Source organism: Streptomyces sp. NBC_00425 (assembly GCF_036030735.1).
In the GTDB taxonomy this organism is placed as follows: domain Bacteria; phylum Actinomycetota; class Actinomycetes; order Streptomycetales; family Streptomycetaceae; genus Streptomyces.
In genome coordinates, this window is sequence record NZ_CP107928.1 from 5,270,009 (window position 1) to 5,296,407 (window position 26,399).

General features: G+C 70.8%; 28 protein-coding genes and 1 pseudogene. 18 read left to right on the plus strand and 11 right to left on the minus strand.

Annotated elements, in window-relative coordinates; all coding sequences use genetic code 11:
• The first annotated feature begins 144 nt into the window (after positions 1-144).
• The 3 genes from OHS82_RS22750 to ygfZ are packed head-to-tail and all read left to right on the plus strand — an operon-like array spanning position 145 to position 2,184.
• Complete coding sequence (locus tag OHS82_RS22750) at positions 145-720, plus strand: FABP family protein (RefSeq protein ID WP_057579256.1); 576 nt, start codon at positions 145-147, stop codon at positions 718-720.
• Between the two features lie 26 nt (positions 721-746).
• Positions 747-1,208: a Fur family transcriptional regulator gene (locus OHS82_RS22755; RefSeq protein WP_199863800.1), complete on the plus strand. Its 462-nt coding sequence runs from the start codon at positions 747-749 to the stop codon at positions 1,206-1,208.
• Between the two features lie 10 nt (positions 1,209-1,218).
• Complete coding sequence (gene ygfZ, locus OHS82_RS22760) at positions 1,219-2,184, plus strand: CAF17-like 4Fe-4S cluster assembly/insertion protein YgfZ (protein ID WP_057579254.1); 966 nt, start codon at positions 1,219-1,221, stop codon at positions 2,182-2,184.
• 149 nt (positions 2,185-2,333) lie between these two features.
• Here ygfZ and dtd read toward each other — a convergent pair whose 3' ends face one another.
• Complete coding sequence (dtd, locus tag OHS82_RS22765; protein WP_057579432.1) at positions 2,334-2,759, minus strand: D-aminoacyl-tRNA deacylase; 426 nt, start codon at positions 2,757-2,759, stop codon at positions 2,334-2,336.
• Positions 2,760-2,918: 159 nt separating this feature from the next.
• On the opposite strand from dtd, the gene OHS82_RS22770 reads away from it, so the two are divergent.
• The 3 genes from OHS82_RS22770 to OHS82_RS22780 all read left to right on the plus strand — a co-directional run bounded on the left by OHS82_RS22770 (position 2,919) and on the right by OHS82_RS22780 (position 6,169).
• Positions 2,919-3,485, plus strand: a complete 567-nt coding sequence (locus OHS82_RS22770; protein ID WP_057579249.1) for an RsiG family protein — start codon at positions 2,919-2,921, stop codon at positions 3,483-3,485.
• A 170-nt stretch (positions 3,486-3,655) separates the two neighbouring features.
• Positions 3,656-4,927, plus strand: coding sequence for a GNAT family N-acetyltransferase (locus OHS82_RS22775; RefSeq protein WP_328434374.1), 1,272 nt, complete (start codon positions 3,656-3,658; stop codon positions 4,925-4,927).
• Between the two features lie 333 nt (positions 4,928-5,260).
• Positions 5,261-6,169: a GntR family transcriptional regulator gene (locus OHS82_RS22780; RefSeq protein ID WP_057579246.1), complete on the plus strand. Its 909-nt coding sequence runs from the start codon at positions 5,261-5,263 to the stop codon at positions 6,167-6,169.
• On the opposite strand, the gene OHS82_RS22785 is transcribed toward OHS82_RS22780, so the two are convergent.
• Complete coding sequence (locus OHS82_RS22785; RefSeq protein WP_057579244.1) at positions 6,159-6,353, minus strand: hypothetical protein; 195 nt, start codon at positions 6,351-6,353, stop codon at positions 6,159-6,161. The two genes, OHS82_RS22780 and OHS82_RS22785, sit on opposite strands and share 11 nt — an antisense overlap.
• 208 nt (positions 6,354-6,561) lie before the next feature.
• On the opposite strand from OHS82_RS22785, the gene OHS82_RS22790 reads away from it, so the two are divergent.
• The 7 genes from OHS82_RS22790 (at position 6,562) to OHS82_RS22820 (ending at position 15,375) form a co-directional block, all read left to right on the plus strand.
• A complete protein-coding gene (locus OHS82_RS22790) occupies positions 6,562-7,440 on the plus strand; it encodes a winged helix-turn-helix domain-containing protein (RefSeq protein ID WP_199863799.1) in 879 nt (292 codons plus the stop codon).
• The gene (locus OHS82_RS22795; RefSeq protein WP_057579242.1) at positions 7,440-8,186 is read left to right on the plus strand and encodes an HAD family hydrolase; all 747 of its coding nucleotides are present in this window, start codon (positions 7,440-7,442) and stop codon (positions 8,184-8,186) included. Before OHS82_RS22790 ends, OHS82_RS22795 begins: the two co-directional genes overlap by 1 nt.
• Before the next feature lie 50 nt (positions 8,187-8,236).
• Complete coding sequence (locus OHS82_RS22800; protein WP_328434375.1) at positions 8,237-9,109, plus strand: winged helix-turn-helix domain-containing protein; 873 nt, start codon at positions 8,237-8,239, stop codon at positions 9,107-9,109.
• 219 nt (positions 9,110-9,328) lie between these two features.
• Positions 9,329-11,518 carry a phosphotransferase family protein gene (locus OHS82_RS22805; RefSeq protein ID WP_057579237.1) on the plus strand — a complete coding sequence of 730 codons (2,190 nt, stop codon included), beginning with the start codon at positions 9,329-9,331 and terminating at the stop codon, positions 11,516-11,518.
• A gap of 126 nt (positions 11,519-11,644) precedes the next feature.
• On the plus strand, positions 11,645-12,493 hold the full coding sequence (locus tag OHS82_RS22810) for a hypothetical protein (RefSeq protein ID WP_242433167.1): 849 nt from the start codon (positions 11,645-11,647) through the stop codon (positions 12,491-12,493).
• 70 nt (positions 12,494-12,563) lie between these two features.
• Complete coding sequence (locus OHS82_RS22815) at positions 12,564-13,211, plus strand: TetR family transcriptional regulator (protein WP_057579233.1); 648 nt, start codon at positions 12,564-12,566, stop codon at positions 13,209-13,211.
• A gap of 55 nt (positions 13,212-13,266) precedes the next feature.
• Positions 13,267-15,375: a HelD family protein gene (locus OHS82_RS22820; RefSeq protein WP_328434376.1), complete on the plus strand. Its 2,109-nt coding sequence runs from the start codon at positions 13,267-13,269 to the stop codon at positions 15,373-15,375.
• Between the two features lie 26 nt (positions 15,376-15,401).
• On the opposite strand, the gene OHS82_RS22825 is transcribed toward OHS82_RS22820, so the two are convergent.
• Both OHS82_RS22825 and OHS82_RS22830 read right to left on the minus strand, forming a co-directional pair.
• A complete protein-coding gene (locus tag OHS82_RS22825; protein WP_057579229.1) occupies positions 15,402-15,878 on the minus strand; it encodes an SRPBCC family protein in 477 nt (158 codons plus the stop codon).
• A gap of 275 nt (positions 15,879-16,153) precedes the next feature.
• A complete protein-coding gene (locus OHS82_RS22830; protein WP_057579227.1) occupies positions 16,154-16,846 on the minus strand; it encodes a TetR/AcrR family transcriptional regulator in 693 nt (230 codons plus the stop codon).
• Between the two features lie 53 nt (positions 16,847-16,899).
• Here OHS82_RS22830 and OHS82_RS22835 point away from each other — a divergent pair, with 53 nt between their 5' ends.
• On the plus strand, positions 16,900-18,018 hold the full coding sequence (locus OHS82_RS22835) for an FAD-dependent oxidoreductase (protein ID WP_057579226.1): 1,119 nt from the start codon (positions 16,900-16,902) through the stop codon (positions 18,016-18,018).
• A 58-nt stretch (positions 18,019-18,076) separates the two neighbouring features.
• On the opposite strand, the gene OHS82_RS22840 is transcribed toward OHS82_RS22835, so the two are convergent.
• The 3 genes and pseudogenes from OHS82_RS22840 to OHS82_RS22850 all read right to left on the minus strand — a co-directional run bounded on the left by OHS82_RS22840 (position 18,077) and on the right by OHS82_RS22850 (position 19,666).
• Positions 18,077-18,475, minus strand: coding sequence for a hypothetical protein (locus OHS82_RS22840; protein ID WP_057579224.1), 399 nt, complete (start codon positions 18,473-18,475; stop codon positions 18,077-18,079).
• Positions 18,476-18,660: 185 nt separating this feature from the next.
• Positions 18,661-19,014, minus strand: coding sequence for a hypothetical protein (locus OHS82_RS22845; protein ID WP_242433166.1), 354 nt, complete (start codon positions 19,012-19,014; stop codon positions 18,661-18,663).
• A 197-nt stretch (positions 19,015-19,211) separates the two neighbouring features.
• Positions 19,212-19,666 (minus strand): annotated as a pseudogene (locus OHS82_RS22850) (DUF6228 family protein).
• 310 nt (positions 19,667-19,976) lie between these two features.
• On the opposite strand from OHS82_RS22850, the gene OHS82_RS22855 reads away from it, so the two are divergent.
• On the plus strand, positions 19,977-20,267 hold the full coding sequence (locus tag OHS82_RS22855) for a hypothetical protein (RefSeq protein ID WP_328434377.1): 291 nt from the start codon (positions 19,977-19,979) through the stop codon (positions 20,265-20,267).
• A gap of 197 nt (positions 20,268-20,464) precedes the next feature.
• On the opposite strand, the gene OHS82_RS22860 is transcribed toward OHS82_RS22855, so the two are convergent.
• The 3 genes from OHS82_RS22860 to OHS82_RS22870 form a co-directional block, all read right to left on the minus strand.
• A complete protein-coding gene (locus OHS82_RS22860) occupies positions 20,465-21,727 on the minus strand; it encodes a helix-turn-helix domain-containing protein (protein ID WP_328434378.1) in 1,263 nt (420 codons plus the stop codon).
• Positions 21,693-22,118 carry a TnsA-like heteromeric transposase endonuclease subunit gene (locus tag OHS82_RS22865; protein WP_328434379.1) on the minus strand — a complete coding sequence of 142 codons (426 nt, stop codon included), beginning with the start codon at positions 22,116-22,118 and terminating at the stop codon, positions 21,693-21,695. The genes OHS82_RS22860 and OHS82_RS22865 overlap by 35 nt, the downstream gene beginning before the upstream one ends.
• Positions 22,119-22,179: 61 nt before the next feature.
• Positions 22,180-22,494, minus strand: a complete 315-nt coding sequence (locus OHS82_RS22870) for a hypothetical protein (RefSeq protein WP_242433163.1) — start codon at positions 22,492-22,494, stop codon at positions 22,180-22,182.
• A gap of 246 nt (positions 22,495-22,740) precedes the next feature.
• On the opposite strand from OHS82_RS22870, the gene OHS82_RS22875 reads away from it, so the two are divergent.
• The 3 genes from OHS82_RS22875 (at position 22,741) to OHS82_RS22885 (ending at position 24,507) form a co-directional block, all read left to right on the plus strand.
• A complete protein-coding gene (locus OHS82_RS22875; protein ID WP_057579222.1) occupies positions 22,741-23,169 on the plus strand; it encodes a helix-turn-helix domain-containing protein in 429 nt (142 codons plus the stop codon).
• A gap of 122 nt (positions 23,170-23,291) precedes the next feature.
• On the plus strand, positions 23,292-23,990 hold the full coding sequence (locus tag OHS82_RS22880; RefSeq protein ID WP_328434380.1) for a hypothetical protein: 699 nt from the start codon (positions 23,292-23,294) through the stop codon (positions 23,988-23,990).
• A 181-nt stretch (positions 23,991-24,171) separates the two neighbouring features.
• Positions 24,172-24,507 carry a DUF2516 family protein gene (locus tag OHS82_RS22885; RefSeq protein WP_370444136.1) on the plus strand — a complete coding sequence of 112 codons (336 nt, stop codon included), beginning with the start codon at positions 24,172-24,174 and terminating at the stop codon, positions 24,505-24,507.
• A 76-nt stretch (positions 24,508-24,583) separates the two neighbouring features.
• Here the strand turns inward: OHS82_RS22885 and OHS82_RS22890 are convergent, their stop codons facing one another.
• Positions 24,584-26,185: a PP2C family protein-serine/threonine phosphatase gene (locus tag OHS82_RS22890; protein ID WP_057579216.1), complete on the minus strand. Its 1,602-nt coding sequence runs from the start codon at positions 26,183-26,185 to the stop codon at positions 24,584-24,586.
• Positions 26,186-26,399 lie beyond the last annotated feature (214 nt).

Here is a 26,399-nt window from a genome sequence, read left to right on the forward strand (position 1 = left end):
TCATCCGAGGAGCACCCGTGGAGATCTTCTTCGAAGCCCTGCTGGTCCTGGTCTGCGTAGGCGTTCTCGCCTTCGCCGGTCTGACCGTGAAGAAGCTGTACCAGGGCCAGCGCTGAGACCGACCACCTCCAGGAACTGCCACTCATGATCGAGATTCCGTCCGACCTCCACAAGGACCTCGTCCCCCTCGCCTTCCTGCTCGGCAGCTGGGCGGGCGCCGGCGTGCACGACTTCCCTGGATCGCAGAAGTGCAACTTCGGGCAGGAGGTCACCTTCGCGCACGACGGCCGTGACTTCCTGGAGTACCACTCCCACACGTGGGTGCTGGACAACGACGGCAACAAGGTCCGTCCCCTGGAGTCCGAGTCCGGCTTCTGGCGCATCGACGCCGACCGCAAGGTCGAGGTGACGATGGTCCGCGACGACGGCGTGGTCGAGATCTGGTACGGCGAGCTCGCCGACAAGAAGCCGCAGATCGACCTCGTCACCGACGCGGTGGCCCGCACGGCCGCCTCCGGCCCCTACACCGGCGGCAAGCGCCTGTACGGGTACGTCAAGAGCGACCTCATGTGGGTCGGCGAGAAGCAGACCCCCGAGGTCGAACTGCGCCCCTACATGTCGGCCCATCTGAAGAAGGTCGTCACCCCGGAGGACGTCGAACGCTGGGCGAAGGCCCTCCCCGACGACATGCCGGACGACGGAATCGCCTTCTTCAAGTAGTCCCGGACGGACCTAGACTCTTCTGTGTGGTGAGCACTGAAAGCACTGACTGGAAGAGCGACCTGCGGCAGCGCGGATACCGCCTGACGCCGCAGCGCCAGCTTGTCCTGGAGGCCGTGGACACCCTGGAGCACGCGACCCCCGACGCGATCCTCGTGGAAGTGAGGAAGACGGCGTCGGGGGTCAACATTTCCACGGTGTACCGGACCCTGGAGCTCCTGGAGGAGCTGGGGCTGGTCAGCCACGCGCACCTGGGACACGGGGCGCCGACGTACCACCTCGCCGAGCGGCACCACCACATCCACCTGGTGTGCCGGGACTGCGACAACGTCATCGAGGCGGATGTGCAGGTAGCCGCCGAGTTCACGGCCAAGCTGCGGCAGAGCTTCGGCTTCGAGACCGACATGAAGCACTTCGCGATCTTCGGCCGCTGCCAGGACTGCACGCTCAAGGGTTCGACCGTCAAGGGTTCGCCTACCGGGTCGTAGGCTTGGCCGCATGAAGAGCCCTCTGCTGTCCCTGCCCGGCGCCGTCCCCGCCGAGGGCGTGGACGAAGACGTCGCCGGTCACTACGGCGACCTGTTCCGCGAGCAGCGCGCCCTCGCCGACGGCGCCGGTTTCGTCGACCTCTCGCACCGCGGAGTCGTCGCCGTCACCGGCGAGGACCGGCTGAGCTGGCTGCACCTCCTGCTCACCCAGCACCTCACCGACCTTCCCGTCGGCCAGGCCGCCGAGGCGCTGATCCTCTCCGCGCACGGTCACATCGAGCACGCGCTGTACCTGGTCGACGACGGCACGACGGTCTGGGCGCACGTGGAGCCCGGCACCCAGGACGCGCTGATCGCGTACCTGGAGTCGATGAAGTTCTTCTACCGGGTCGAGGTCGCCGACCGGACCGCGGACACCGCCGTCGTCCATCTGCCCGCCGGGTCGATCGCGTCCGTCCCGCCGGGCGTCGTGGTCCGCGAGACCGCGCACGGCCGCGACCTCTTCCTGCCGCGCGCCGACCTGGAGTCGTACGCCGGACAGGCCGGTCCGCCTGCCGGGATCCTGGCCCACGAGGCGCTCCGCGTCGAGCAGCACCGTCCGCGCCTCGGCTTCGAGACCGATCACCGCACCATTCCGCACGAGCTCGGCTGGATCGGCACCGCCGTGCATCTGCAGAAGGGCTGCTACCGGGGCCAGGAGACGGTCGCCCGGGTCCAGAACCTCGGCAAGCCGCCCCGCCGCCTGGTCTTCCTCCACCTCGACGGCAGCGAGGTCCACCTGCCCGCCGCGGGCACCGAACTCCGCGTCGCCGACGAGGCGCCCGACGGCCGGAAGATCGGCTTCATCACCACGTCCGCACGCCACCACGAACTCGGCCCGGTCGCCCTGGCGTTGGTGAAGCGCAACGTCCCGGTGGACGCCCCGCTGCTGGCGGGCTCCACGGCGGCGGCGCAGGAACTCGTCGTCGAGCCCTAGCGGGGAGCCGTCCCGGACCGGTCCCGGACCGGTCCCGGACAGGCCTCGGACCGGCTGTTCCGGGCAGGTCCCGGACCGGCCGCCCCGGGCGGGACGCCGACGAGCCGGGACCAGCCCCGGACCAGTGCCAGACCAGTTCCGGACCAGCCCTAGACCTCGATCAGGACCGTGAACGGGCCGTCGTTCGTCAGCGACACCCGCATCCGCGCACCGAAGCGGCCCGTCGCCACGGTGGCCCCGAGGGCACGCAGCTGCGCCACGACCTCGTCGACGAGCGGTTCGGCGACGGGGCCCGGCGCGGCCGCGTTCCAGGTGGGCCGGCGGCCCTTGCGCGCGTCGCCGTACAGCGTGAACTGGCTGATCACCAGCAGCGGGGCGGCGATGTCACTGCAGGACTTCTCGTCGTGCAGCATCCGCACCGACCAGAGTTTGCGTGCGAGCTGGGCCGCCTTCTGCGCGGTGTCGTCATGGGTGACGCCCACCAGGACGCACAGTCCCTCGCCGCTGATCTCGCCGACCGTCTCGCCGTCCACGACGACGCTCGCGCCGTCCACCCTCTGCACCACCGCTCGCATGCGGACCATGATGCCGGGTCGCGGGCGCGGACCGGCGACTGGCCCATTTTTGATCCTTAAGCCCCTGTCTGGGGCCGTTCGGGGGGACTCGGTCACAAAGAAGCGACTTGGGGTGGCACGATGCATTCCACACGCCGGTCGAGGGGACGGTTGAGGCACATGAGCACACCGAGTACCGAGCGGTCGGCTGCACACCGGCCGCCCGCACAGCGCAGCGACAGCCCCGTGCTGCCCGTCGAACCGCCCGAGCAGGAGCTGGCCCGGCTGAGCCTGCCCGAACTGCGCACCCTGCGCCGGGACGCCCAGCGGGACGAGGCCGACCTCAGTTACGTACGACGGCTGTTGCAGGGACGGATCGACATCCTGCGCGCCGAGCTGGTCCGGCGCTCGCCCACGGGCGCGGCCTCCGTGGTGGACCGGCTGCCGGAGATCCTCACGGACGGTCCGGCCCGGCACCGTTCCTCCGCGCGGCACGTCACCCTGGGCACCCCGCACAGCGAGGAGGGCAGACGGCTGGCCGCCGACATGCTGGCCGACGTCGAGCTCTCCGACCTCGACGCCCGTACGGACCTCGAGCTGCACGAGGCGATGGCCCGGCTGGTGCGCTATGAGCAGCAGGTCTCCGGCCGCCGTCAGCACCTCCAGCGGACGGCCGACGAGTCCGGCGCGGAGATCACCAGGCGTTACCGGGAGGGGGAGGCGCAGGTGGAGGACCTGCTGGTGTGAGCCCGGGGGGAGCACCGCCCCGCCCCCGCACCCGGTGCCGAACCCGGTGGCCCGAACCCGGTGGCCCGGGGCCGGCGGTCGCCGACGGACGGTCCGCGGGTGGACGGGCGGGCGCGGCCGGCGGCGATAAACGCGCGCGGCGTCCGGCCGGGCCTGCTTACGGTGACGCCATGACCAGCCGAGCCAACCGATCCAGCCTCCCCGTCGACACCCGTCTGATCACCGACTCCGAACTCCCGGACTGGATAAGGGCCCTGGACACGGGCTTCCTGCGCCCGCCGGGCGTCACCGAACAGTTGCTGGCGGAACGCCGCGCGGCGATCTCGGAATCCCGCACCTCGGGCGCCTTCGACGCCGGCCGCTGCGTCGCCACGTTCCGCTCCTTCCCGCAGGAGCTCACCGCCGTCGGCGGCGCCGCCGTCCCAGCCGACGCGATCTCCAACGTCACCGTCTCGCCCACGCACCGCCGCCGCGGCCTGCTCACCCGGCTGATGACCGACGACCTCTCCGCCGCGAAGGAGCGCGGGGACGTCGTGGCCACGCTCATCGCGGCCGAGTACCGCATCTACGGCCGCTACGGCTTCGGTCCGGCCACCACGATGACCGAGTGGTCGATCGACGTGCCGCGCGCCGGACTGGACCCGCGCCGATCGGGTCAGCCGGAGGAGGGCCGGATCGACCTCGTCGACGGCGACGAGGTCCGCAAGACGGGCCCCGGGCTGCACGAGCGGCTGCGGCGCGCCCAGCCCGGCGCCGTCAGCAGGAGCGACCGGTGGTGGGACGTCCAGACCGGGTTGGCGAACCCGACCGGTGACCCCTGGACCGAGCCCTTCTACGCGGTGTACCGCTCCCCGGACGGCGAGGTGGAGGGACTGGTCGCCTACCAGGCCGACGACAAGTGGAGCGACGCCAAGCAGCCGCTGAACACGGCGTCGGTGAGATGGCTGATCGCGGTGACCCCGGCGGCGGAGCGCGCCCTGTGGCACTACCTCTGCTCCATCGACTGGATCACCCGGGTGACGTCGGGCCGGCGCTCCCCGGGCGACCTGCTGCCGCTCTACCTGCCGGACCCGCGCGCGGCGGCCGTCACCACGCAGGCGGACTGGCTGTGGGTGCGGATCCTGGACGTCGTGCGGGCCCTGGAGGCGCGTACCTACGACACGGCGGGAGCGATGGTGCTGGAGGTCGTCGACGGGACCGGCCCGGCCGGCGGCCGCTTCCTGCTGGACGCGACCCCCGACGGCGCCTCCTGCGTGCCGACGACCCGAAGCGCCGACCTCACTCTCGACATCGGCGAGCTGGCGACGCTGTGGCTGGGCGACGAGTCCGCGGCGCGGCTGGCGGCCCTCGGCCGGCTCCGGGAAGAACGAGCGGGCGCCGCCCGGGGGGCCGACGCCCTGCTGCGTACGTCCGGGCGGCCTTGGTGCCCGGACATGTTCTGACGGCTCCTCTCGTGAGCGGTCGGTGCGGTGTGGCAGCGGATCCATGGACCTGAACCCCTGGATCCGCTCATCCGTAGCTGTTCAGTTGTGGCTGTGCGTCGTTCTGAAGTTGTGGCTGAGCGGGTGCTGTTCAGTTGTGGCTGTACGTCGGTGCCGGCCGTGCGGGCTCCCGGCTCCCCTCCGGAAGGGGGCCCACCGGCCAACCGTCTAGAAGCTTGACCATGTCGTTGAAGTTGGCTGCCAACTTCACTGTACTTATGTCCGCTTGGAAGCGTCCTATAACCATCTCTCTTTGAACTGCCGGAAGATGGCGAGAAGTTGTAGTGTGCGGACGTGGAGCCGGAACATGCCTCCGTCAAGGGGCGGAGGGAGGCGGAGCGGCCGCAGCCGTCACACCGTGAGGTGGCCGACGAGTTGCGCACCCGGATCAGGACCGGAGTGCTGCGGCCGGGTCAGCGCATGCCCACGCAGGCCAAGCTGGCCAAGGAGTTCGGCGTCGAACGGGGCACCGTACGCCAGGCCCTGCGCATTCTGCAGTCGGAACGGCTTCTCAGCAACGTCTCCAAAGGGAGCCCGGCGACGGTCGCGGCGCGGTCCGAGGCGGCCGGCCTCCCGGTCGGGCCCGGCGCGGTGCCGCAGCCCTCGATGGTGGGGCTGCCGCCCCGCATCACCGCGGCCTTCGCGGCAGAGCACGTCGAGGTCGACGCCCTCTGCCTGACCGCGGTGTCGCTGACGGCCGCGATCGGCGAACCGCTGCGGCAGATCCACGCGGGGCAGCTGAAACCGGCCAAGATCGACGTCCGGGTCCTGCTGCCGTCCCGGGACATCGACCTCGCCTTCCCCGCTTTGGTGGACGGCTCGCCCAGCGGACGGCTGCAGCGCCACTGGCTCGCCCACCGCAACGCCCAGGGCCAGGTATTGCGGCACAACCTGCTGACCCTGCGTTCCACGCACGGCATCGACGTGCACGTCACCTTCCGCGCGCTGCCCTTCACTCCGCCCGTCAAGCTGTATCTGCTCAACGGGACGGAGGCGTTGTTCGCGTACTACACGGTCACCCGAGGCGAGCAGACGATCGACCAGGAGCACCTGGAGCTGTACGACGCCGAGGGCACGCGGTCGCTGCTGTTCGCCTTCGAGGAGGGCGCCGGCCCGCGGGACACGACCTTGGTGGAGCAGTCCCGCCGGTGGTTCGACGCGCTGTGGGACACCATCAGCTCGGAGCTGGTGCTCACGAGCTGACGGCGGGTCCGGTGGCCAGGAGGGCGAGGATCACGGCGCCGAGGGAACTGATGGCAGGGCTCTTGGCCTTGACGCCGACGCTGAGCAGAAGCAGACCGACGGCGCCGGTGCTGCCGTACTTCCACTGGATGGTCTGTTCGACGCCGACGACGAAGGCGGCGCAGAGGAGGACAAGGGCGGGCATGGGCGGGTTCCCCCCTTCGGAGGCTGGGAGACGAGGTCCCGGATCGAGGCCGGGATCGAGATCCGGGACCGAAGTCCGGAAGTGGGAGGCAAACCTTCCGCCAACTCGCTTGAGTTGGCAACCAACTATGACTATGTTGTCCCCACTTGGTGGCAACTGCTAAACAACTTTTAAACAACTCCCGTCAGATGGATGGAAGTTGTAGCGTTTGGTCGTGACCCAGGAGAACGTGGCAGTGAACGGCAGCGGAAGGCTTTCACCGCAGCAGATCGCCGATGTGCTGCGCGAACGCATCCGCACCGGGGAGCTCAAGGCCGGCGACCGGCTGCCCACACAGGCCGAACTCGCCGACGAGTTCGGCGTGGAGCGCGGCGCCGTCCGCCAGGCCCTGCGGTCACTGCAGGACGACGGGCTGCTCACCAACGTGAGCAAGGGCAGCCCGCCCCGGATCGCCCAGCCGCCGGCGCCGGGCCGCGAAGAGCCCCAGCCCACGATGGTCGCCCTGGCGCCCCGGCTCACGGCCGCGTTCTCGGCACCCCATGTGCGCGTCGACGCCGCCTGCCTCACCGCCGAAAGCCTCATCCCAGCCCTGGGCGAACCGCTGCGACTGATCCACGGGGGGCAGCTGAAGCCCGCCAGGATCGATGTGCGCATCCTGCTGCCGTCGCGGTACATCAGCCTCGCCTTCCCGGTCCCGGTCGACGGCCGCGGCGACGACGACCCGGTCCACCAGCGCTGGCTGGCCATGCGCAACGCCCAGGGTCACGTGCTCCGCCACAACCTGCAGACCCTGCGCTCGCACGGCATCGACGTCAACATCACCTTCCGCGCGCTGCCGTTCACCCCGCCGGTCAAGCTCTACCTCCTCAACGGCCAGGAGGCGCTGATGGCGTACTACATGGTCACCCGCCGCGAGGAGGCCACCGACAGCGGAACCCTGGACATGTACGACGTGCTGGGCACCGAGTCGCTCCTCTTCTCCTTCGAGAAGGCGGCCGGTCAGCGCGACGCCGCGTTCGTCGAGGAATCCCAGAAGTGGTTCGACGCCCTCTGGGAAACCATCACGACGGACCTGACACTCTCCTAGTGACCTCTGATACGCAGCAGACTCAACAGGTGACCCCCGACACCGACACCGAGACCGCTGATCTGCGGGAGGTGATCAGACGCGCCCGCGTCGTCCTCTGGGACTTCGACGGACCCATCTGCCGTCTCTTCGCCGGTCACTCGGCGGACGTCGTGGCCGACGGCCTGGTGGAGTGGCTCGAGGGGAGGGGCCTGCACCACCTGCTGACGGATTCCGAGCGGGACTCGCTCGACCCGCACGTCGTACTGCGCGCCGTGGACCGCCGGCACCCGGGCAGCGACCTGGTCACCGAGCTGGAGGAACGCCTCACCCAGGAAGAGCTGAAGGCCACGGCCACGGCGATGCCCACGCCCTACGCCGACCCGCTGATACGCACCCTGACGGCCCGCGGCCTGCGGCTGGCGATCACCACGAACAACTCCCCCCGGGTGGTCACCACCTACCTCGCGAACCGGGGTCTCACCTCGTGTTTCACGCCCCACGTCTACGGCCGCACCCAGGAGCTCCGCCACCTCAAGCCCCACCCGCACTGCCTGAACCTCGCCCTGCGCGCCATGGGCTCGGCGCCCGGCACCGCGCTGATGATCGGCGACACCCCCTCCGACTTCCTGGCCGCCAGGGAGGCAGGCGTCCCCTTCCTCGGCTACGCGCGTAACGAACGCAAGGAGAAACTGCTCACGGGCGCGGGCGCGACACTCGTGGTCCCGTCCCTGGAACCGGTACTGGACGCGGTCAGGAGCGCCTGAGCCCGCTCTCCGGGAGTTTGCCGGGCGGCGGGCGGCGGTACAGGCGCGGTGTGGACGCGCAGCGGGGCAGTGACGGCGGAGGCAGGGAGTTCCAGAGGGTCGCCGACGACCTGCGTGCCCGCATGACGGACGGCACCTACTCGCTGCGTTCCTTTCTGCCTTCCCAGCGGGACCTGGCCGAGGAGTACGGGGTCTCCCGCGACACCGTGCAGCGGGTGCTGAGGGAACTGGCCGACGAGGGCTGGATCGAGTCCCGCCAGGGCAGCGGCTCCCGGGTGATCAAGACTCAGCGGATCCAGTCGTCGACGCCCCGAGCCACCCGGTCGCGTCATGGCGTGAGACTGGGTCCGCTGCTCAGCGAGGCCTTCGAGCAGCGACGCGTCACCCTGGACGTCTACACGCTGACGTCCGAATCGCTGGACGCGCACATCAGGTTGCAGGCCGAGCGGATCCGCGGCGGCTCGATCGCCCCCGAGCACATCGGCCTGCGCATGATCCTTCCCTCTCGCGACCTCGACCTGCCCTATCCGCGGGTCAAGGACGACAGGAACGACTACCGCCTGCGCAACCGGCTGCACGACATCACCGACCGTCACACGGACTCGCTGTGCGGGGTGCTGAAGGACCTGAAGACGGAGAGGTACGTTTCCGCGGTCGACGTCCAGATCCGGCACGCGCCGCTGACGCCGGCCTTCAAGCTGTATCTGCTGAACGGCATGGAGGCGCTGCACGGCCCCTACGAGGTGATCCAGCGCCAGATCGAACTGGAATGCGGTGAAGAGATCACCGCCCTCGACGCGCTGGGTCTCGGCGCCACCCTCACCCACCAGGTGAAAGACGCCGATCCGGACTCGTCGGGCACCGTTTTCGTCGAGATCTGGCGGTCCTGGTTCGAGTCCTTGTGGAGCTTCCTCGCCGAATGACCAAGCCGCCGAACAGGCGGGTCGGGTTGCGCTAGCATGCCCGAACCGCGCGAGCAATCGCTCCCGTCCGCACGTATGAGAGGGCGAACAAGCCAGTCTCGAACGGCCTGACGCGGATGAGTGGCAACCACCCATTGCGCTCACTCGATCATCGCTCCGGCCGTGCGGCGCATCTACCGTTTGCCCTACCCATCCCTGCGCGAGTATCCGGAGCGGCCAGTGGTCGACCACCTTGTTCCCCTTCGTCGCCTCGGGGAACGGGCCGCCGAGGACACGTCCGGCGTCCTGCGCGCCTTCGTACGCGCCGCCGAGTCCACGCAGGCGTCCAGCGGCCATCACAATCGCAACTATGTGCTGCCGCTGACGGACGAGGTGGCGCGACACCTGCGCCGCGAGCCGGGCACGCCCGTGACGGTGCGCATCCGCCGACAGGACGCGCTGCCCGTGGTGATCAGGACCTGGCAGGACGAAGCGGCGATCCTCGACGCGCTTCAGGGCGTCCTGCCCCACGCGCCCGCCTGCCTGGTGAAGACGCCGGACTACTCCATCCACAGCTATGTGGAGGGCGTGCCGCTCTCCACCATCTGCGGAAACGGCAAACCTGTCGACACCCTGCTGATGAAGGCGCTGGCTGGACTGCTCGTCCAGATGACCCAGGTGCGTCTGCCCGCGCTGCCGGAGCTGCCGAAGTCCTGGCCCGCAAACCACAGCGACAGCCAGGCCTTCCTGAAGACCCTTGTTCATCTCGCCGACGAGGAGATCCGCAAGCCCAACTGGGCGGAGTTCGGCGGACTGTTCAAGGCGTTGGGCGTGAGTGAGGACGCGCTGCTCCGGCTGGCCGAGCGGGTGCCGGCCATGACCCGGCGGCCATACAGCCTGCTCCACGCGGACCTGCACCGGGACAACCTGATCGTCTCGTACGACGGCGTTCCGCCGCTCGTCTGCGTTGACTGGGAACTGGCGACCTACGGCGACCCCCTGCACGACCTCGCCACTCATCTGGTGCGCATGCAGTACCCGGACAGTCAGCGGGACGAGGTGATCCAGGCGTGGGCAGAGACCATGCAGGAGTGCCGGTTCAGCGCGGCAAAGGGCTTCGCCAAGGACCTGCCCCACTACCTCGACTTCGAGAGGGCGCAGTCCCTCTATCCCGACGTCATGCGGGCCGCGCGGTCCTTGCAGGAGTCGTTCACACAGAAGAGCCTGGACGAGGCGACGGTGGAGGTCGGCCGCGCACTGCGGGAAGCCGCGGAGCCTCTGCGTCTCAGGGGCGTTCCGGCGAACGACGAGATCGAACGAGCCCTGTTCCGGTGGCTGGCGTCGCGGGGCGAAGGGGCGGCGAGCGGCCGGGACTGGATCAACAAGGCTTTCGGCTGGCAGCCGGATCCGCGGCTTCCCGAGAATCCCCGCTTCCCGGCGTCCGCCGTGCGGGACGCACTGCTCGCAGAGGGCGCCGCTCCCGCGAATCGGGTCTTCAAGGGAACCGCGCACCTCAACTCCGTGGTCTGGACGCAGGCCATGCCAGCTCCGGTGGTCGTGCGTCGCAAGCTGCCCGACGTCTCCCGCCGCGAGCCCAGATATCTGAGTGAGCATTCCGTCCTGCGGGCAATCCAGGAGTCACCTGTCCGGGTGGCGGCCCCCGAGGTTCTCGCCCTGGGGGAGAGTTACCGGGGCGACCAACTCAGCATTCAGACCTATGTGGGCACGCATGCCGACCGGCCGCCCAGCCACCCGGTGAACGGTCTGCTGCCGCACGAGGCAGACGCCCTCGTCGACCAGCTGGCCGAACTGGCGCGTGTGGATTACCGATCGATGGACCCGGCACAGGGAGAATTCGACTTCCTCGTATGGCTGAAGGAACAACTCTGCGGCATAGTGCGGGACCTGCCGAAAGAGTCGCTGCAACTGGCCCGCATGCTCGGGCTCCCCGACGAGCAGCGGCTGCGTGAACTGCTGTCCCGATACGGCGTGAGCCGCCGGGCGAAGGTCCTGCTGCACGGTGACCTCAACCCGTGGAATCTGGTGCGCCGCGACGACGCCCTGGCCCTGACGATCATCGACTGGGAGATGGCCCTGGTCGGGGACCCGCTCTACGACCTGGTCAGGCACATGCACCTGACGCCTACCCGGCCGGAGATCAGGGAGCGGATGTTCCTCCGTTGGCAGAGGCGGTTGGCCCCGGAGTACACCCGGGACTGGGCCAGGGACTGGATGGTCTATCGCCGGATCGAGATGGTCCGCTCCGCGTACATCGACCTCGACCGCCTGGCGACGGGGTCGAGTCTGGACGCCCCCAACGTCCGCCGGGCCGTCAACTCCTACGCAGGCACACTCGCATCCGCGACTGCCGCCCTCGGCCTCCCCCTCCCGGCGACTGCGAACCCCTATCTTGCCCGGGCCCTGGCCTAGGGCGACCATGGTCTGATCGAACGTCGAACACAGGTCGGACCAGGGTCAGTTGACGCCCGTCGGGCGTGAGGCGCGAGGGGGTCGGACATGTCCGCGCGGGGGAGCCGAACGACGGGTGGGGGCGGCGTGGGGGACGCGCTGCGGCGCTACCAGGAACGCTTCGAGCCCACGATCACCCGGATCCTGCTCCTCGGGATCTTCGTCACCGGCCTGACGGCCCAGTTCGTCAAGCCGGTCGGGGACGCCCTGGAGGGGAAGGCCTACCTCGGCGGCGCCCTCCTCAGCCTGGTCGGATACGTGCTCTACGACACGGTGAAGGACCTGTCGACCGCGCTGCGCGTGCCCGCGCGCGGGCAGGTGAACTCCCGGGAGCTCGGCCTCTTCGTGAGCGAGGCCTTCCGCGCCCGCACCGTGGACATCGCGTTCCTCGGCTACACCGGCGAGACGCTCTACAACGAGCTGTACCACCGCCTGGAAGGTCTCCTCGACGACCCCGGTCCCACGCGCAACGTCACCATCCGGGTGCTCATCCCCGACTTCGGGCAGTCGATGACGGTGCCGTCGAGAGTCGGGGCCCAGGGGCTCCCGGTGGACGACCCCGACTTCCGCAAACGCCTGGAAGCCAAGTGCCGGGAGTTCGACGAGACGCTGTACGGGATCGCCGAACGGCTGACGGTCCGCGGCCGGGTCACCGCCCGCTGCGAGTACCGGCTCTACCCCGGCATACCGCGGGACAAGATCTGCGTCTTCAACCGGGCGCTGGTGCTGCACGGGCTCTACGACGTCGTGGCCCGCACGGTGCTCAGCCGTGCCTCCCCGGAGTACTACGACCCCAAGGGCTACCGCACGGACCTCAACGTCTGGTCACAGGAGGGGACGGAGGACGCCAGGGCCGCGATCGCCGCGTGGAACAAGCACCTCGACGACCTGTGGAGTCTGGCCGCACTGCCTCCGTGGCGCGGTCCCGGCACGTAGACCGGCGGTCGGCCTGCCGGGCGACTCGGCGTCACGTCGTCCGCTCGGCGCCGCCCCGTACGCTCCTCCCATGAGTGCGACCGGGCTGCGTGAGCGCAAGAGGCAGCAGATGTACAAGGCCGTGTCGGAGGTCGCCGTCCGGCTCTTCCTCGAGCGCGGTTTCGACGCGGTGTCCGTCGCCGAGGTGGCCGCCGCGGCCGAGATCTCCAAGCCGACCCTGTTCCGGTACTTCCCGGCCAAGGAGGATCTGGTCCTGCACCAGATCGCCGATCACGAGCGGGAGGCGGCACGCGTGGTCACCGCGGCTCGCGCCGAGGGGGTCGCGCCGCTGGCCGCGCTGCGGCGGCACTTCCTCGACGGGCTGGCCGCCGAGGACCCCGTCACCGGCCTCAACGACCACCCCCAGGTGCGGGCCTTCTACGACCTCCTCTACGGCACCCCCTCCCTGGTGGCCCGGCTGCACGGCTATCTGGAGCGTTCGGAGGCCGCCCTCGCCGAGGCCCTCGCGGACGACCTGCCCACCGCCCTCGACGCCCGGCTGGCGGCCGGCCAGATCATCGCCGTCCGGCGGATCCTCGCCGAGGACACCTGGCGACGGATCGCGGCGGGCGAGCGGCTGGAGGACGTGCGGGGGGACGCGGTGGCCGCGGCCGAGCGGGCCTTCGACACGTTGGGAACGGGGCTGCCGCAGCTCGCCGGGACATCCCATGCCGAGTAGATATCGTGACCACATAAAAAATGTAACCGAGTAACATTTTCGGTATCCTCGTCGTATGACGGCATCCGACCTCGACAGCGCCCTGCACGCCGAACGCGCCCATCACGACGCCTGCCGGGCCGCCTTCGCGGCGATGGTCGAGGGCGCCGACCTCCAGGTCGCCACCGGCGAGGACGTCTCCGCCTCCGGCGCCGACGCCGAAGTCCTCGGTTACCAGCTGCGCAGCCATGCCAAAGCCCTGCACGAACTGCCGCAAGGCCCGCTGTTCTTCGGCCGGCTCGACTTCGCGCACGGCACGGGCGGCGTGCACGAGGGCCTCGCCCACCACATCGGGCGGCTCCGCGTCAGCGAGCACCCGGCCGCCCCGCCGCTCGTCGTCGACTGGCGCGCCCCCGTGGCCCGCGCCTTCTACCAGGCGAGCGTCCGCGACCCGCAGGGCGTGGCCGTGCGGCGACGGTTCGGCTGGGCCCTGGGCAGCCGGGGCGACTCCGCCGACCTGACGGGCCTGGAGGACGAGCGGCTGGACGGGGGCGACGCGAGCGCGAACCCCGCGGAGGGTACGGGCACGTCCCGCGACGGCGCCGGTCTCTCCGCCGGCGGGCCGGACGGCGGCATCGTCGCGCGCGAGATCGAGCGTCCCCGCGTGGGCCCCATGCGGGACATCGCCGCCACCATCCAGCCCGAGCAGGACGACCTCGTGCGCGGGGACCTCGCCGTATCGGTGTGCGTGCAGGGCGCGCCCGGCACCGGCAAGACCGCGGTCGGCCTGCACCGGGCCGCCTACCTCCTCTACACCCACCCGCGCCGCATCCGGCGCGGCGGCCTGCTGATCCTCGGCCCCCACCGCGCCTTCCTCTCCTACATCGCCGAAGTGCTCCCCTCGCTCGGCGAGACCGGCGTCCGGCAGTCGACGCTCCAGGACGAGATCGCCGCCGGCCACCGGGCGACCGGCACGGACCCCGAGCGGACCGCCGCCGTCAAACACGATCCCCGGATGGCCGAGGTGCTGCGCCGGGCCGTGTACGGGCGGGTGGCGGCCGACCGCGCCGAGGACCTGCACGTCCCGGAGGGCTCCGGCCACTGGCGGATCGCCGGCCGGGTGCTGACGGAGATCGTCGCCACCGTGCTGGCCGAGGAGCCGCCCTACGAGACCGGGCGCGAGCGGGTGCGGGCCCGGATCGTGCGCCGGATCCAGGAGCAGGTGGAACGCCGCAGCGGGCCCCGTCCGGCCTCCTGGACGCGCCGGATCGAACGGGCCGCGCCGGTGAGCGCCTGCGTGGAGGCGGTGTGGCCGAAGACGCGGCCGGCGGAGGTGCTGGCCCGGCTCCTCACCGACCCGCAGGAGCTGGCCCGGGCCGCGGACGGCCTTCTGGACCCCGACGAGCAGCGGGCCCTGCACCGGCCGCACCCGCCCCGCACGCCCAAGTCGGCACGCTGGTCGGCCGCCGACCTCGTCCTCCTCGACGAGATCGCCGGCCTGCTGGACCATCCGCGGGGATACGGCCATGTCGTCGTCGACGAGGCCCAGGACCTCTCGCCGATGGAGTGCCGGGCCGTCGCCCGCCGGGTCCGCTTCGGCTCGCTCACCGTCCTCGGCGACCTGGCCCAGGGCACCACGGACTGGGCGGCGTCCTCCTGGCGGGTCCAGCTGACCCACCTGGGCAAGCCGGATGCCACGATCGTGCCGCTGACCACGGGTTTCCGCGTCCCGGCCGCCGTGCTCGCCCTCGCGGGCCGTCTCCTCGACCGCCTCGACGCCGACGTGCCCAGGGCCCACTCCCTGCGCCGGGACGGTGAACTGCGCGTGCGGCGGGCCGACGGCGACCTCCCGTCCGCGGTCGTCGCCGCGGTCCGCGACGCGCTCGCCCGCGAGGGCTCGGTCGGCGTCATCGCCGCGGACTCCCAGGCCGACCGGATCCGCGAGGCCCTCATCGCGTCCGGCGTCCCGGCCGCCGGCCCGCACGCCCCGCCCGCCCGGGTGACGGTGGTCCCCGCGACCCTCGTCAAGGGCCTGGAGTACGACCATGTCGTCGCCGTCGAACCGGCGGCCGTCGCGGAGTCTGAGCGCCGCGGCCTGAACCGGCTCTACGTGGTCCTCACCCGGGCGGTCTCCCGGCTGGACGTGGTGCACGAACGGGCCCTGCCGTGGGAGACGGAGGACTGAGGAACGCCGTCCGGCCCGCCCTGTCCTCAGACCGTCACGGCCTGCCTCAGCCGTTGCAGCGTGGTGCGCATGCCGGCCCGGTTGGCCGCCGCGCGGGCCTCCGGGCGGGTGCCGGTGAACAGGCGCCCGAGCAGCTCCGTGACGCGGGCGCCGGCCCCGCTCCGCAGGTCCTGCCAGTACTCGGTGACGAGGGTCCCCTCGCCCTCCGGCTCGAGCCGGTAGCCCCACAGGGCCACCGGCAGGCCGAAGGTGCTGACCCGGAACGCGAACTCACGGGGCGCGTCGGCCACGGTGACCCGGCAGGTGGTGAACCACACCAGAGGGCCCTTGCGGTTGAACCCCACGAACCCGGTCCCCTCGCGCGCCGTCGTGCCGCGATGCCACACGTAGAAGCATTCCGGGCTCCACTTCCCCATGTTCCGCAGCTGGGACAGCGCCGCGTAGACCTCCGTGCCGGGGGCGTTTACGACGATGCTTTCCTCTATTTCCCACAGGCGTTCCACAGGGTTCCTCCCGAAGGGTCTGGCGCCGAAGGGTCTGGCGCCGGAGCGAGCGGCCCCGGTCTGAACGGTGACGCGGGACCCGGCGTCGTGCGCGGTGCGGGCCGTCGCCCCGGGAACGCAACCGCCGGTTCGCAGAAGGCGCGTCGGCGGTCGGCAGGACCAGGGGCGGTGGTCGGCAGGACCGGTGTCGGTGGTGGCGGCGCGACCCCCGCGGGCCGCAGGCCGGCCTCTGGACGCCGACCCCGGCCGGGCCCGTGTCCGGCGGCAGCCGAGCGTCACGCGGACGGCGGGGTGAGTCTGGCGGCCACGGCGTCGAGGACCCAGTCCAGACCGGTCGCGAAGGATGTCTCGGCGTCCACGTGCGTGCCGTCGTGCACGACCTTGGCCAGTGCCGGGAAGCGGCCCGTGGCCAGCATCCTCGTCACATGCGGGCCGGAGGCGCGCTGCCAGTCGTGCTTGGACAGGCCGGTGGCGCGCTCGGCCCGCAGGTTCGCGATCTCGCGCCGGATCGCACCCGTGAAGTAGGCGCTGACGGTCTCCACGGCGCGCATGACGGTGTCGACGTCGGCGAGGCCGTCGAGGGCGGTGAGCGTGGCCTCGGTCAGGGCGAGGCCGTTCGGGCCCAGGGCCGGGCGGCCGCCCAGCAGGTCGGCCAGCCATTCGTGGCGGAGAGCGGCCTGCCGGGTGCGGTGGGCGAGGACGTGCAGCGCCGCCCGCCAGTCACCGGGCTGCTCCTCGGGCAGGATCTCGGCCTGGACCTCGTCCACCATGAGGTCGAACAGCTCCTCCTTGGTGGAGATGTATCCGTACAGCCGCATCGGCCCGGCGTTCAGCCGGGCGGCGACCTTGCGCAACGACACCGCTTCCAGCCCGCCCGCGTCGGCCAGCGCGACGGCGGCGGCGACGATCCGCTCCCGGTCGAGCGGCACGGGGCGGGTCGGCGGCTCCGGCCGGTCCCACACAGTCATGGTCACACCGTACTCTTGCGATACATCGTCCCGTACCAATACGGTGTATCGACATGAGACATCGCATCGCAGTGGTCGGAGGCGGTCCCGGCGGACTTGCCTTCGCCCGTGTCCTGCACCGCCACGGTCGTCCGGTCACCGTCCTCGAACGCGATCCCGCCCCCGACGCCCGGCCCCCGGGCGGCACGCTGGACCTGCACGAAGGGCTGGGCCAGCTCGCGCTGGACAAGGCGGGGCTGCTGGCGGAGTTCCAGGAGCTGTCCCGCCCCGAGGGGCAGGCCATGCGCATCCTGGACACGGCCGGGACCGTCCTGCGCGACTGGCGACCCCGTCCGGACGACCGGGCCAATCCCGAGATCGACCGCCGGCAACTGCGTGACCTGCTGCTCGGCCCCCTCGACGTCCAGTGGGGGCGCGGCGTGACGCAGGTGGTGCCGGGGGCCGAGGACGGCGCACTGGTCCACTTCGAGGACGGGCGGCAGGAGACGTTCGACCTCGTGGTCGGCGCGGACGGCGCCTGGTCCCGGACCCGCCCGGCGGTCTCACCGGTGACGCCGCACTACACCGGCGTCACCACGGTCGAGACCTCGCTCGACGACGTCGACACCCGCCACCCCGACCTGGCCCGCGTGATCGGCGACGGTTCCGTGGCCGTGTACGGCGTGAACCGCAAGCTCGTCGCCCAGCGCAACAGCGGCGGCCACGTCAAGGTGTACGCCCAGTTCCGCGCGCCGCTGGACTGGCACGCGCACCTGGACCTGGCCGACGTGGAGGCCGTGCGATCGGGCCTGCTGGCCCTGTTCGACGGCTGGGCCGCTCCCGTCCTCGACCTCCTCCGCCGCGGCGCAGCCTTCGTCCACCGTCCTCTCCACGTCCTGCCCGTGTCCCACACCTGGACCCACGTCCCGGGGGTGACGCTCCTCGGTGACGCCGCCCATCTGATGCCCCCGCTGGGGGCGGGCGCGAACCTCGCGATGCTGGAGGGCGCCGAACTCGCCGAGTGCGTCGCCGCCGACGTCGGAGACCTCGACGATGCCGTCCGTGCCTTCGAGGAACGGATGTGGGCACGGGCCGGCAGGTGGGCGAAGATCACGACGGCCGGTCTGGAGCGCCTCGTGAGCCCGGACCCCGCCCAGGCCCTCGCCCTCTTCGACGAAGTCCAGCCGTCCTGACCGCCGGGTACGACGGCGCCGACGGTCCCGCCGTCCAGGGCAGGGCCCGAGCGGCGTGTCACCTCACCCGGACCTGCCACCACCGGTCTCCCAGTGCCCGGGTCACTTCGCTGTCGTACCGACCGGCATCGAAATGAAACGCCGGGGGGCGCACCCGGTCAACGGGCACCTGCCAGTCGGACCACTCGACGATGCCGCCGTGCCGCTGCACGAACACCGACAGGTGGCCGCAGCATCCGCCCGTGCACTCGGCCTCCCCCAGCACCACCCGTCGCCCCTCGCCGGTGGCCCAGAGCGGACTGCGACCGTCGGCGGGCAACGCCTCCGCCGCGAACGGGCCGCGGCCTCCCTCGCCGACCGCCCCCGCGACCACTTCCTCGCCGTCGACCCAGAACTGCAGTCGGGCAGCCCATCGAGGTCCCGGCGGCAACACGCTGATGTCAAGCCGATTGAGCACCCGAGCACCCTACGCGGGTCTCGAAGCGGCGCACCCGCACCCTGCACTTCTCCGCGGCCGCGCGGGCGGGACCTGGTTGCTCGACGTGCGGCCCGGTGACTCGTCTCGCTGAAGGTGAACCACGTGGGGGCTGTGAACAGCGGTGGTTCAGATTGAGCGAGACGGAGGCGAGATCGGCATCTCGCTCAATCTGAGTTCTGAGCGCCAGGACTTGCCTCGCGTTCGGCGGCGAACTCGTCGAGAAGCTGGAACAGGATCTTGATTCCGTGCTTCTCGTCCTCGGGCGGCAGGTCGGCGATGTTGTTCCAGCCCTCTGGGAGCGCGATGTGCAGAACCTGTCCGGGCCAGGCATGGTTGCAGTCGCGGCCGCGGCGGGCGATGAGCCACTCGTGCCAGCCTGTGAGCCCCTGTCCGCCGTGGCGTATCGCGTGCTGGTCGTAGCCGGTAAGGAAGGCAGTCAACTGGTGGAACGACGAGGCTGTGCCGACGAACATGCCGGGACGCTGGCCGACGCAGGCGAAGTACTCGCGCTCGCTCATTTCCCTGATGTGTCTCATCGGTCTCCTTCGCAGGTCTGGCGTGGATCCGGCTGTGCACCGTGCGGATGCCGATGGTCGTTCCTCAGGTGCACTGGTGATGTAGGACGCAGTGAGCTCGGCCTTGGCGTGCTGATCCTCAAGGGTGCAGTCGGCCCATCCGTGTGTCCCCAGCACCCAGGTGATGCGCATGCCGGATGTCACTGGTGCCCCTCGGAGAGGAAGCGCCGGATGTCGGCGGCCAGGGTAGTCATCTGCTCGCCGGCTTCCAGCCACGTGGTCGCGAGGCGCTCCAGCCGCCAGCGGCCCGCGGCCAGGGTCGCACGGTCCAGGTCAGCCCGACGTGGCCGCCGGACCGGAAGACGGCCGACACCGTCAGGTCTCTGTCGTTGGTCTGCCAGCTCCGTTCGCCGTCCCATCCCCGGTAGTCCGCGGCCAGTTCTTCCAGGAACGCGGTGAGATCGCTGTCCCAGATCCAGGCGACAGCCTCGTTGCGTCGAGCGGTGAGACCCGGGGCCCGCAGCTCGACGGCATAGTGCACGGAGTCCGCGTCGGAGCTGAACCGGTCGCAGAAGGTCACGCCGACGGAGGTGTTGTCCTGGCAGCGGATGATCACGCTGGCCTTGTCGTTGGTGTCGGCGCCCAGAGAGGTCATGGGCGGAACGCTAGGCCAGTGTCGTGTTCGACGTCATCGGGTTCTCGCCTTTCGGGGCTCTGCCTCTCTCAACCCGAGCCACTGGGCGCAGAGCCGTGGGCCGTGTTGCCTCTGGTGGGGTGTTCTGCGGCGTCTTGGATGGTGCGTGCGATGACGCGGAGCTGGTGGATGAACCAGGGTTTGGCCGTTGTGCGCAGAGGCATCTCGATGGGAAGCCGTCGGATGAACTCAGTATGGAAGGCACGGAAGTCTTCCTCGTCGCTGGATGCCGCAGACCGCGCCACTGGGGAGAGGCGTAGAGCACCATGGTTTGGACGAACTCCGGATAGACCGCGGCATAGCGCTCGGAGTCCCAGGGGCGAACGGTGCGGGAAGAGCGGGGCCGAAGGCGGGCGAGTCGGTGAGTGCGATCGTCGAGCAGATACCCGTGCCGAAGGAGAGCGTGCCAGAGACCAGAACACTGCACGTAGCACGGGTTGAGTACGTTAGGCCCGTAGTGGCGCAGGAGCCTGTAGTGACGCCGTTGGGCGCCGACGACCTCGGGAAGGCCGGCGAGGTCGAACTGGTTCGAGGGCGTCTCGACGGCTCGGCCGATCCATAGACGGTGCGGGATGCAGACCTGGTGGTGATAGTTCGACATCCAGATCTTGACGCGCTCGTCCGGGTTGCCGGTTCTGCGTGCGACACAGCGTCGGCAGGCCCATCGGGGAGTCGCAGCGAGGGGTCCTTGCGGAAAGTTCCCTGGCTGCTTCTCCCACTGGGGGATCGCGTGCCGGATCGATGTGCGCGGCAGTCCGCTCAGGACGCTGAGCTGGTCAATCGAGTCCAGGCGGGAGGGCAGCCACCGGGAGGGCTGCTGGATGCGGTGGACAGGCATAGCGTTCGCAGCTGCGAGTCGGCCCAGGAACGAGTGCTTGGTCTCCTGCGGGAAGGGCTTGAGTGGTCGCGGCAGTGGACGGAAAAGGACAGGCTCGAAATGTCTCCGGAACGATCACCGGGACCGCGGCGGCCTTGTCCAGCCGCTCGTCCAGCGACAGCAAGGAGGCATAGGGCAGCACAGAGCGCGACACGCCGCAGAGCGTCGGACCAGCCGGGCCGCACCGGTTCCGGTGTCATGGCGCGTGCCAGCAGCAGCGCGGCATCGACCGCCTTCGTCGACGGCCGCAGCACCACGGCGGCCAGTGTCCGGGTGGCCAGGTCGATTAGCCCGGTCAGTTCGCAGCGGTCCACCGTCCCGTCATCGTGGATGACCATGACGTCCAGCGGTGTGGAGTCGATTTCCATCACTTCGCCAGGCCGGGCCGCCGTCAGCTGCCCGAACATCCGCTTCGGCTGCTTGCCCAGCGAGCGGCGGGTGCGGGCCGAACCGAACAGATGCTGACCGGTCGAGACCGCCTTCAGCAGGCGGTAGAACGTCGCCCGGGATGGCATCCGGACCACTCCAGCACCGTGCTCGGCGACCAGGAGACGTTCAACGCGGCGCCGCAGCACCTGCGCGGAGACGGTCGGCTCGTCCGTCCGGCTGCCCACGACCTTCACGATCGCCTCGACCACCCGGGGATCGGCCCGGCTCGTTCCGGTGGCAGGTTTGCGCAGCCTGCCGTCCACCAGGCCCGCCACCCCTTCGTTCTCGAAGCGGGACCGCATCCGGCGCAGCGTGCTCAGCCCCACCTCCTCACCGCAGTCCCGCAGCTCGGCCACCTTGGTCAGCTCCCGCTGCCGCAGAGAGTGCACCGTCGGGTCGTACTCGGCCCGCACCGGGATGTCGGTATTGCCGTCCGGGCGGCCGGTGAGCAACTCGGTCAGATGTCGTCGCCACCACTCAGCCCGCTGTGCCGCTTCCTCCGGCAGTCCCTCCAGGACGCCGGCCTCCGGCAGCGGCGGGCGGCTCAGCACGGTGAAACCCTCCGACGCCAGCAGGTGTCCCAGCAGCACGACACTGGCGGCCTGGGCGTCATCGACCAGCCGCACCGAAGTGCCGTGCAGGGCGGCAACCGTGTGCTCCCGCCCGTCGTAGCGGACCCTGTCACCAAGCGACAGCAGCCGCGGAAGCGCCGGCATCCCCGCCCACCTCCTTCGCGACCATGGGCACCGGGCGCACCTGCGTGGCCGCCGACAGCAGACCAGCTTCCAGATCCACCGCCAGCTCCCGGCACCAGAGCAGGTGGAAGAGCACCGGCAGCACGGCGATCGGATCACCCAGCGCACCCACCCCCGCCAGCAGCCCCCGAGGCCGGGCGAATGCCGCCCGCAACTCCGCCGCCACCGGATCTCGCCGCACCCGCGGATGCCGGTAGCCCGACAACCAGCGCAGATTCGCCGCCAACGCCGGATCGAGCACGCCAACCCGCTCAAAATCCCAGCCCACCACGGCGCAAGCCGTCGCCGTAGCCGCGAACTTCACGACATCCTCGGGCTCGATCCGGTCATCAGGGCGCACATCCAGCACCACGGCGGAGCCGTCCCGACGGCGCACGAAGTAGTCCGGCGTATGACTGACCCGCCGGGCCCGGTCACCCGGCCGCCATGAGCCGGAACGGCTGTGACGCGACGGCCACCACGTCCGGCTCGGAGTCCAGCCGCATCAGATGACCGAGCTCCACCCACGACTCGAAGCCCACCAACTTGCCACTGGTAGCAGCCCAGTACCAGCCGGGAAAGTTGCGCTGCCCCTGGTACGACGGGAACGCCCGCACCTGCCCGGCAGCCTCGAAACGCGTCGACCACATCACCTCAAGCGGCCCCTCGTGTAGCTCACCGCGCGCGTCGACGTACCCAAGTGAAAAGTCCTCAGGCTCCACCAGCCACCCCCACTCGGCGCTGACCACGTACGACGACCGTAGGGAGCCGGGCACAGCGGTGGCTCACAAAGAGCGGGACGGATCGATAGATGGCCCAGGTCGACCGGGACGCAAGACCAGATGACTCAGATAGACCGAGACTGGCTCACCTTCAGCGAGACAGGTCAATCGACGTGCGGCCCGGGCCGCCGATCGCGTGTCCGCGGAGTGGCGCGGCACACTTTTGCAAGCAGGTGCTTGCAAAAGTTAGCGGGGGTGGTGCAAGGTGGAGGCATGGCATCGCTCAACGTCGGCAACCTCGGTGACTACCTGCGCGAGCAGCGGCGCAACGCGCAGCTGTCGCTCCGGCAGCTCGCCGACGCCGCCGGGGTGTCCAATCCGTATCTGAGCCAGATCGAGCGCGGGCTGCGCAAGCCGAGCGCGGAGGTGCTCCAGCAGGTCGCCAAGGCGCTGCGGATCTCCGCCGAGACGCTGTACGTGCGGGCCGGCATCCTCGACGCGGAGCGGGACCGGGACGAGGTGGAGACCCGGGCGGTCATCCTCGCCGACCCCACCCTGACCGAGGGCCAGAAGCAGGCGCTGCTCCAGATCTACGAGTCCTTCCGCAGGGAGAACGGGATCGGGAGCGACGACGGCCGCGCTGACGGAGCGGGCCCGCGGGCCCACGAGAGCGACGCCGATCCGCAGCAGACGGCCGGTTGACCGGACCAGGGGACCGGCCGCACCGCCGCGGAACCGCAACTCCTCAGCCGAGGACGACGTACTCGGGCGTACTCGGCCCCACACGACCCACAGACGAATGTGAATCCGGGAGGACCTTCACCATGGCCATCACCGACGACCTGCGCAAGACCTTCAGCGACCCGACTCCGCTCTACTTCGCCGCGGGCACCGCCGACCTGGCCCTCCAGCAGGCGAAGAAGGTGCCGGGCCTGGTCGAGCAGCTGCGCTCCGAGGCCCCGGCGCGTTTCGAGGCCGTCCGCAACACCGACCCGAAGTCCGTGCAGGAGAAGGCCAACGCCCGCGCCAAGGAGGCGACCGCCCGCGCCAAGGAGGCGACCGCGCGCGCCAAGGAGGCGCAGGAGTCGCTCCAGGCCAAGGTCACCGACTTCATCAGCACCCTCGACGGCGACATCAAGAAGATCGGCAGCACCCTCGACGCCGACCTGAAGAAGCTCGGCGAGTCCGCCCAGGACCTCGCCCTGCGCAGTGTCGGCGTCGCCGCCGAGTACGCCGTCAAGGCCCGTGAGACCTACGAGAAGGTCGCCGAGCACGGCGAGCAGGCCGTCAAGACCTGGCGCGGCGAGGCCGCCGAGGAGATCGAGGAGCTCGCGATCGCGGTCGAGCCGAACGCCGAGCCGAAGACGACGCCGAACGCCGAGCCGGTCCAGCTCCGTACCGACGAGCCGAAGGCCGCTCCGGCCGAGGCCCGGTCCGAGACCGCCGCGGCGAAGAAGCCCGCCGCCCGGAAGGCCCCGGTGCGCAAGCCCGCCGCGAAGAAGACGCCGCCGCCCGCCAAGTGAGACCGACGGCCGGGACGGACACGGCAGAAGACGACATACGGACACGGGCCGGGCACTGACGAGGTGCCCGGCCCGTTGTACGGGTAGCGGCAGTGCGGTTGCGGGTACGGTGACCGCGTAGGACACGATCAGGTCGGGTCCGGGACGAGACGCGTCGAATCAGGTGGTGGACGTTGTGCTGATGGCAGGCTTCGCGGGGCTGATGTGGCTGCTCTACCTCGCCATGTTGGTCTTCGCCGTGGTGGCACTGGTGATGGCCGCGCTGTTCCGCGACGACGCGTACCGGGCCGCCGACAAGCAGAACAAGGGCTTCTGGCTGATCATCCTCGGCATCGCGGTCGCGGTGAACCTCCTCGTGCCGATGCTGTTCCTGCAGCTCGCGGGCCTCGTCGCCTCGATCGTCTTCATCGTGGACGTCCGGCCGGCCCTTCGGCAGGTCTCGGGCGGCGGCTGGGGCCGCCGGCGCGGCGGAAGCAGCAGCGACGGCCCCTACGGTCCGTACAACGGCGGACGCTAGCCGCAGCGGCAGAAGCGCACCGCGCCGGCTGCGCGCACGTGCAGTGCGGCGCGGTGCTGCGCGCCGCACGTCTTTCCTACGGCACCCGGTCCAGCAGGACCACCGCGACGTCGTCCGTCAGTTCGCCCCCGTTGAGCTCGCGCACCTCGCTCACCGCGGCGCGCAGCAGCGCCTCCCCGCTGAGCCCCTCGGCGAGCTGGCGGCGGATCATCTCCACCATGCCGTCCTGGCCGAGCCGTTCCCTGCCCTCGCCGATCCGCCCCTCGATGAGGCCGTCGGTGTACAGCATCAGGCTCCACTCCGCGCCCAGCTCGACCTGCATCCGCGGCCAGCGGGCGCCCGGCAGCAGGCCGAGGGCGGGGCCGTTGTTGTCGTACGGCAGCAGGCGCGCGGGCCGGTCCGGGCGCGCGATCAGCGGCGCGGGGTGGCCGGCCAGGCAGAGGCCCGCCCGCCGGCCGTCGGGCGCGATGTCCACCGTGCACAGCGTCGCGAAGATCTCGTCGTCGTCGCGCTCGTGCTCCAGCACCTGCTGCAACGTGTTCAGCAGCTGGTCCCCGCACAGGCCCGCCAGGGTCAGCGCCCGCCAGGCGATCCGCAGCTCCACCCCGAGCGCGGCCTCGTCCGGGCCGTGCCCGCAGACGTCGCCGATCATGGCGTGCACGGTGCCGTCGGGCGTGCGGACGGTGTCGTAGAAGTCGCCGCCGAGCAGGGCGCGCGAGCGGCCGGGACGATAACGGGCGGCGAACCGCAGCGGGGAGCCCTCCAGCAGCGGCGTGGGCAGCAGGCCGCGCTCCAGGCGGGCGTTCTCCTGCGCGCGCAGCTTGCCCTCGGCCAGTCGGCGCTCGGCCGTGTCGGAACGTTTCCGCTCGACCGCGTACCGGATCGCGCGGCTCAGCAGACGGCCGTCCAGCTCGTCCTTGAAGAGGTAGTCCTGTGCGCCCACACGCACGGCCTCGGCGCCCCGCTCGGCGTCACCGGAGGCGGTGAGGGCGAGCACGGCGTGCCGGGGAGCGAGCCGCAGTACGTGCCGCAGCACGGCGAGCTCGTCGTCGCCGGCGGCCGCGGACGTGCGGCCCGGCACGGGCAGCGCGATGTCCAGCAGGATGCAGTGCACGTCGTCGGTGAGCAGCCGCTCGGCCTCGGTGAGGTTGCGGGCGGTGCGCACCCGGATCGGCCTGCCGTCCGAGTCGGGCAGGTCGCGGAAGATCGGCGCGGCCGTGGGGTCGTCCTCGATCAGCAGCAGCGTGAGAGGGACGTGCCCGGCACCGGCGCCGGTCGCGCCCGCACCCGGGGCGGTGACGCCGGTCACGGCGACGCCGGGCGCGCTCACGCCTGCGGTGCTCGCGCCGGCGGTGGTCACGCCTGCGGTGCCCACACCTGCAGTGCTCACGCCAGGGTGGACGCCGTCCGCGGGCGCAACGTTGAGCGCTCCGTCACGTGTGCTGCGCTGCGCGTCGCCTCGGGCGTCGCCTCGCGCGTGCGGGTGTGCTCCGTCGCGCGCGTCGTGGTGCGCGCCGGAGGGGGCGGCGTCGTTCGCCACCGTCGTCTCGGTGCGACAGGCTTGCTCTTCCCGGCGGCCGGCTTCTTCCTCGGAGGGGCCGCCGACGGCGTGCACGGCCTGCGCCTGACCACTCTCCACGGCCGGGATCGCTCTCTGCCGCGGTACGGGTACGGGCATCGTCTGGGTTCCTTCCCTCCCCCCGAGGGCATGGCGGGGGCGAGGGACCTCGACCCACCGACGGGGACCATAGCGGCAGAAGGCGCTGCAACGGAATGGCGTGAGGCCCGCCGCTTGATCTCTGGCCCCTGTCATATGCCGCGATCCCTACCGCAGTTGGACAGGCCGGTACCCGGGAGGGGATGACGAACGTCACGTCACCCCGAGATCCGGC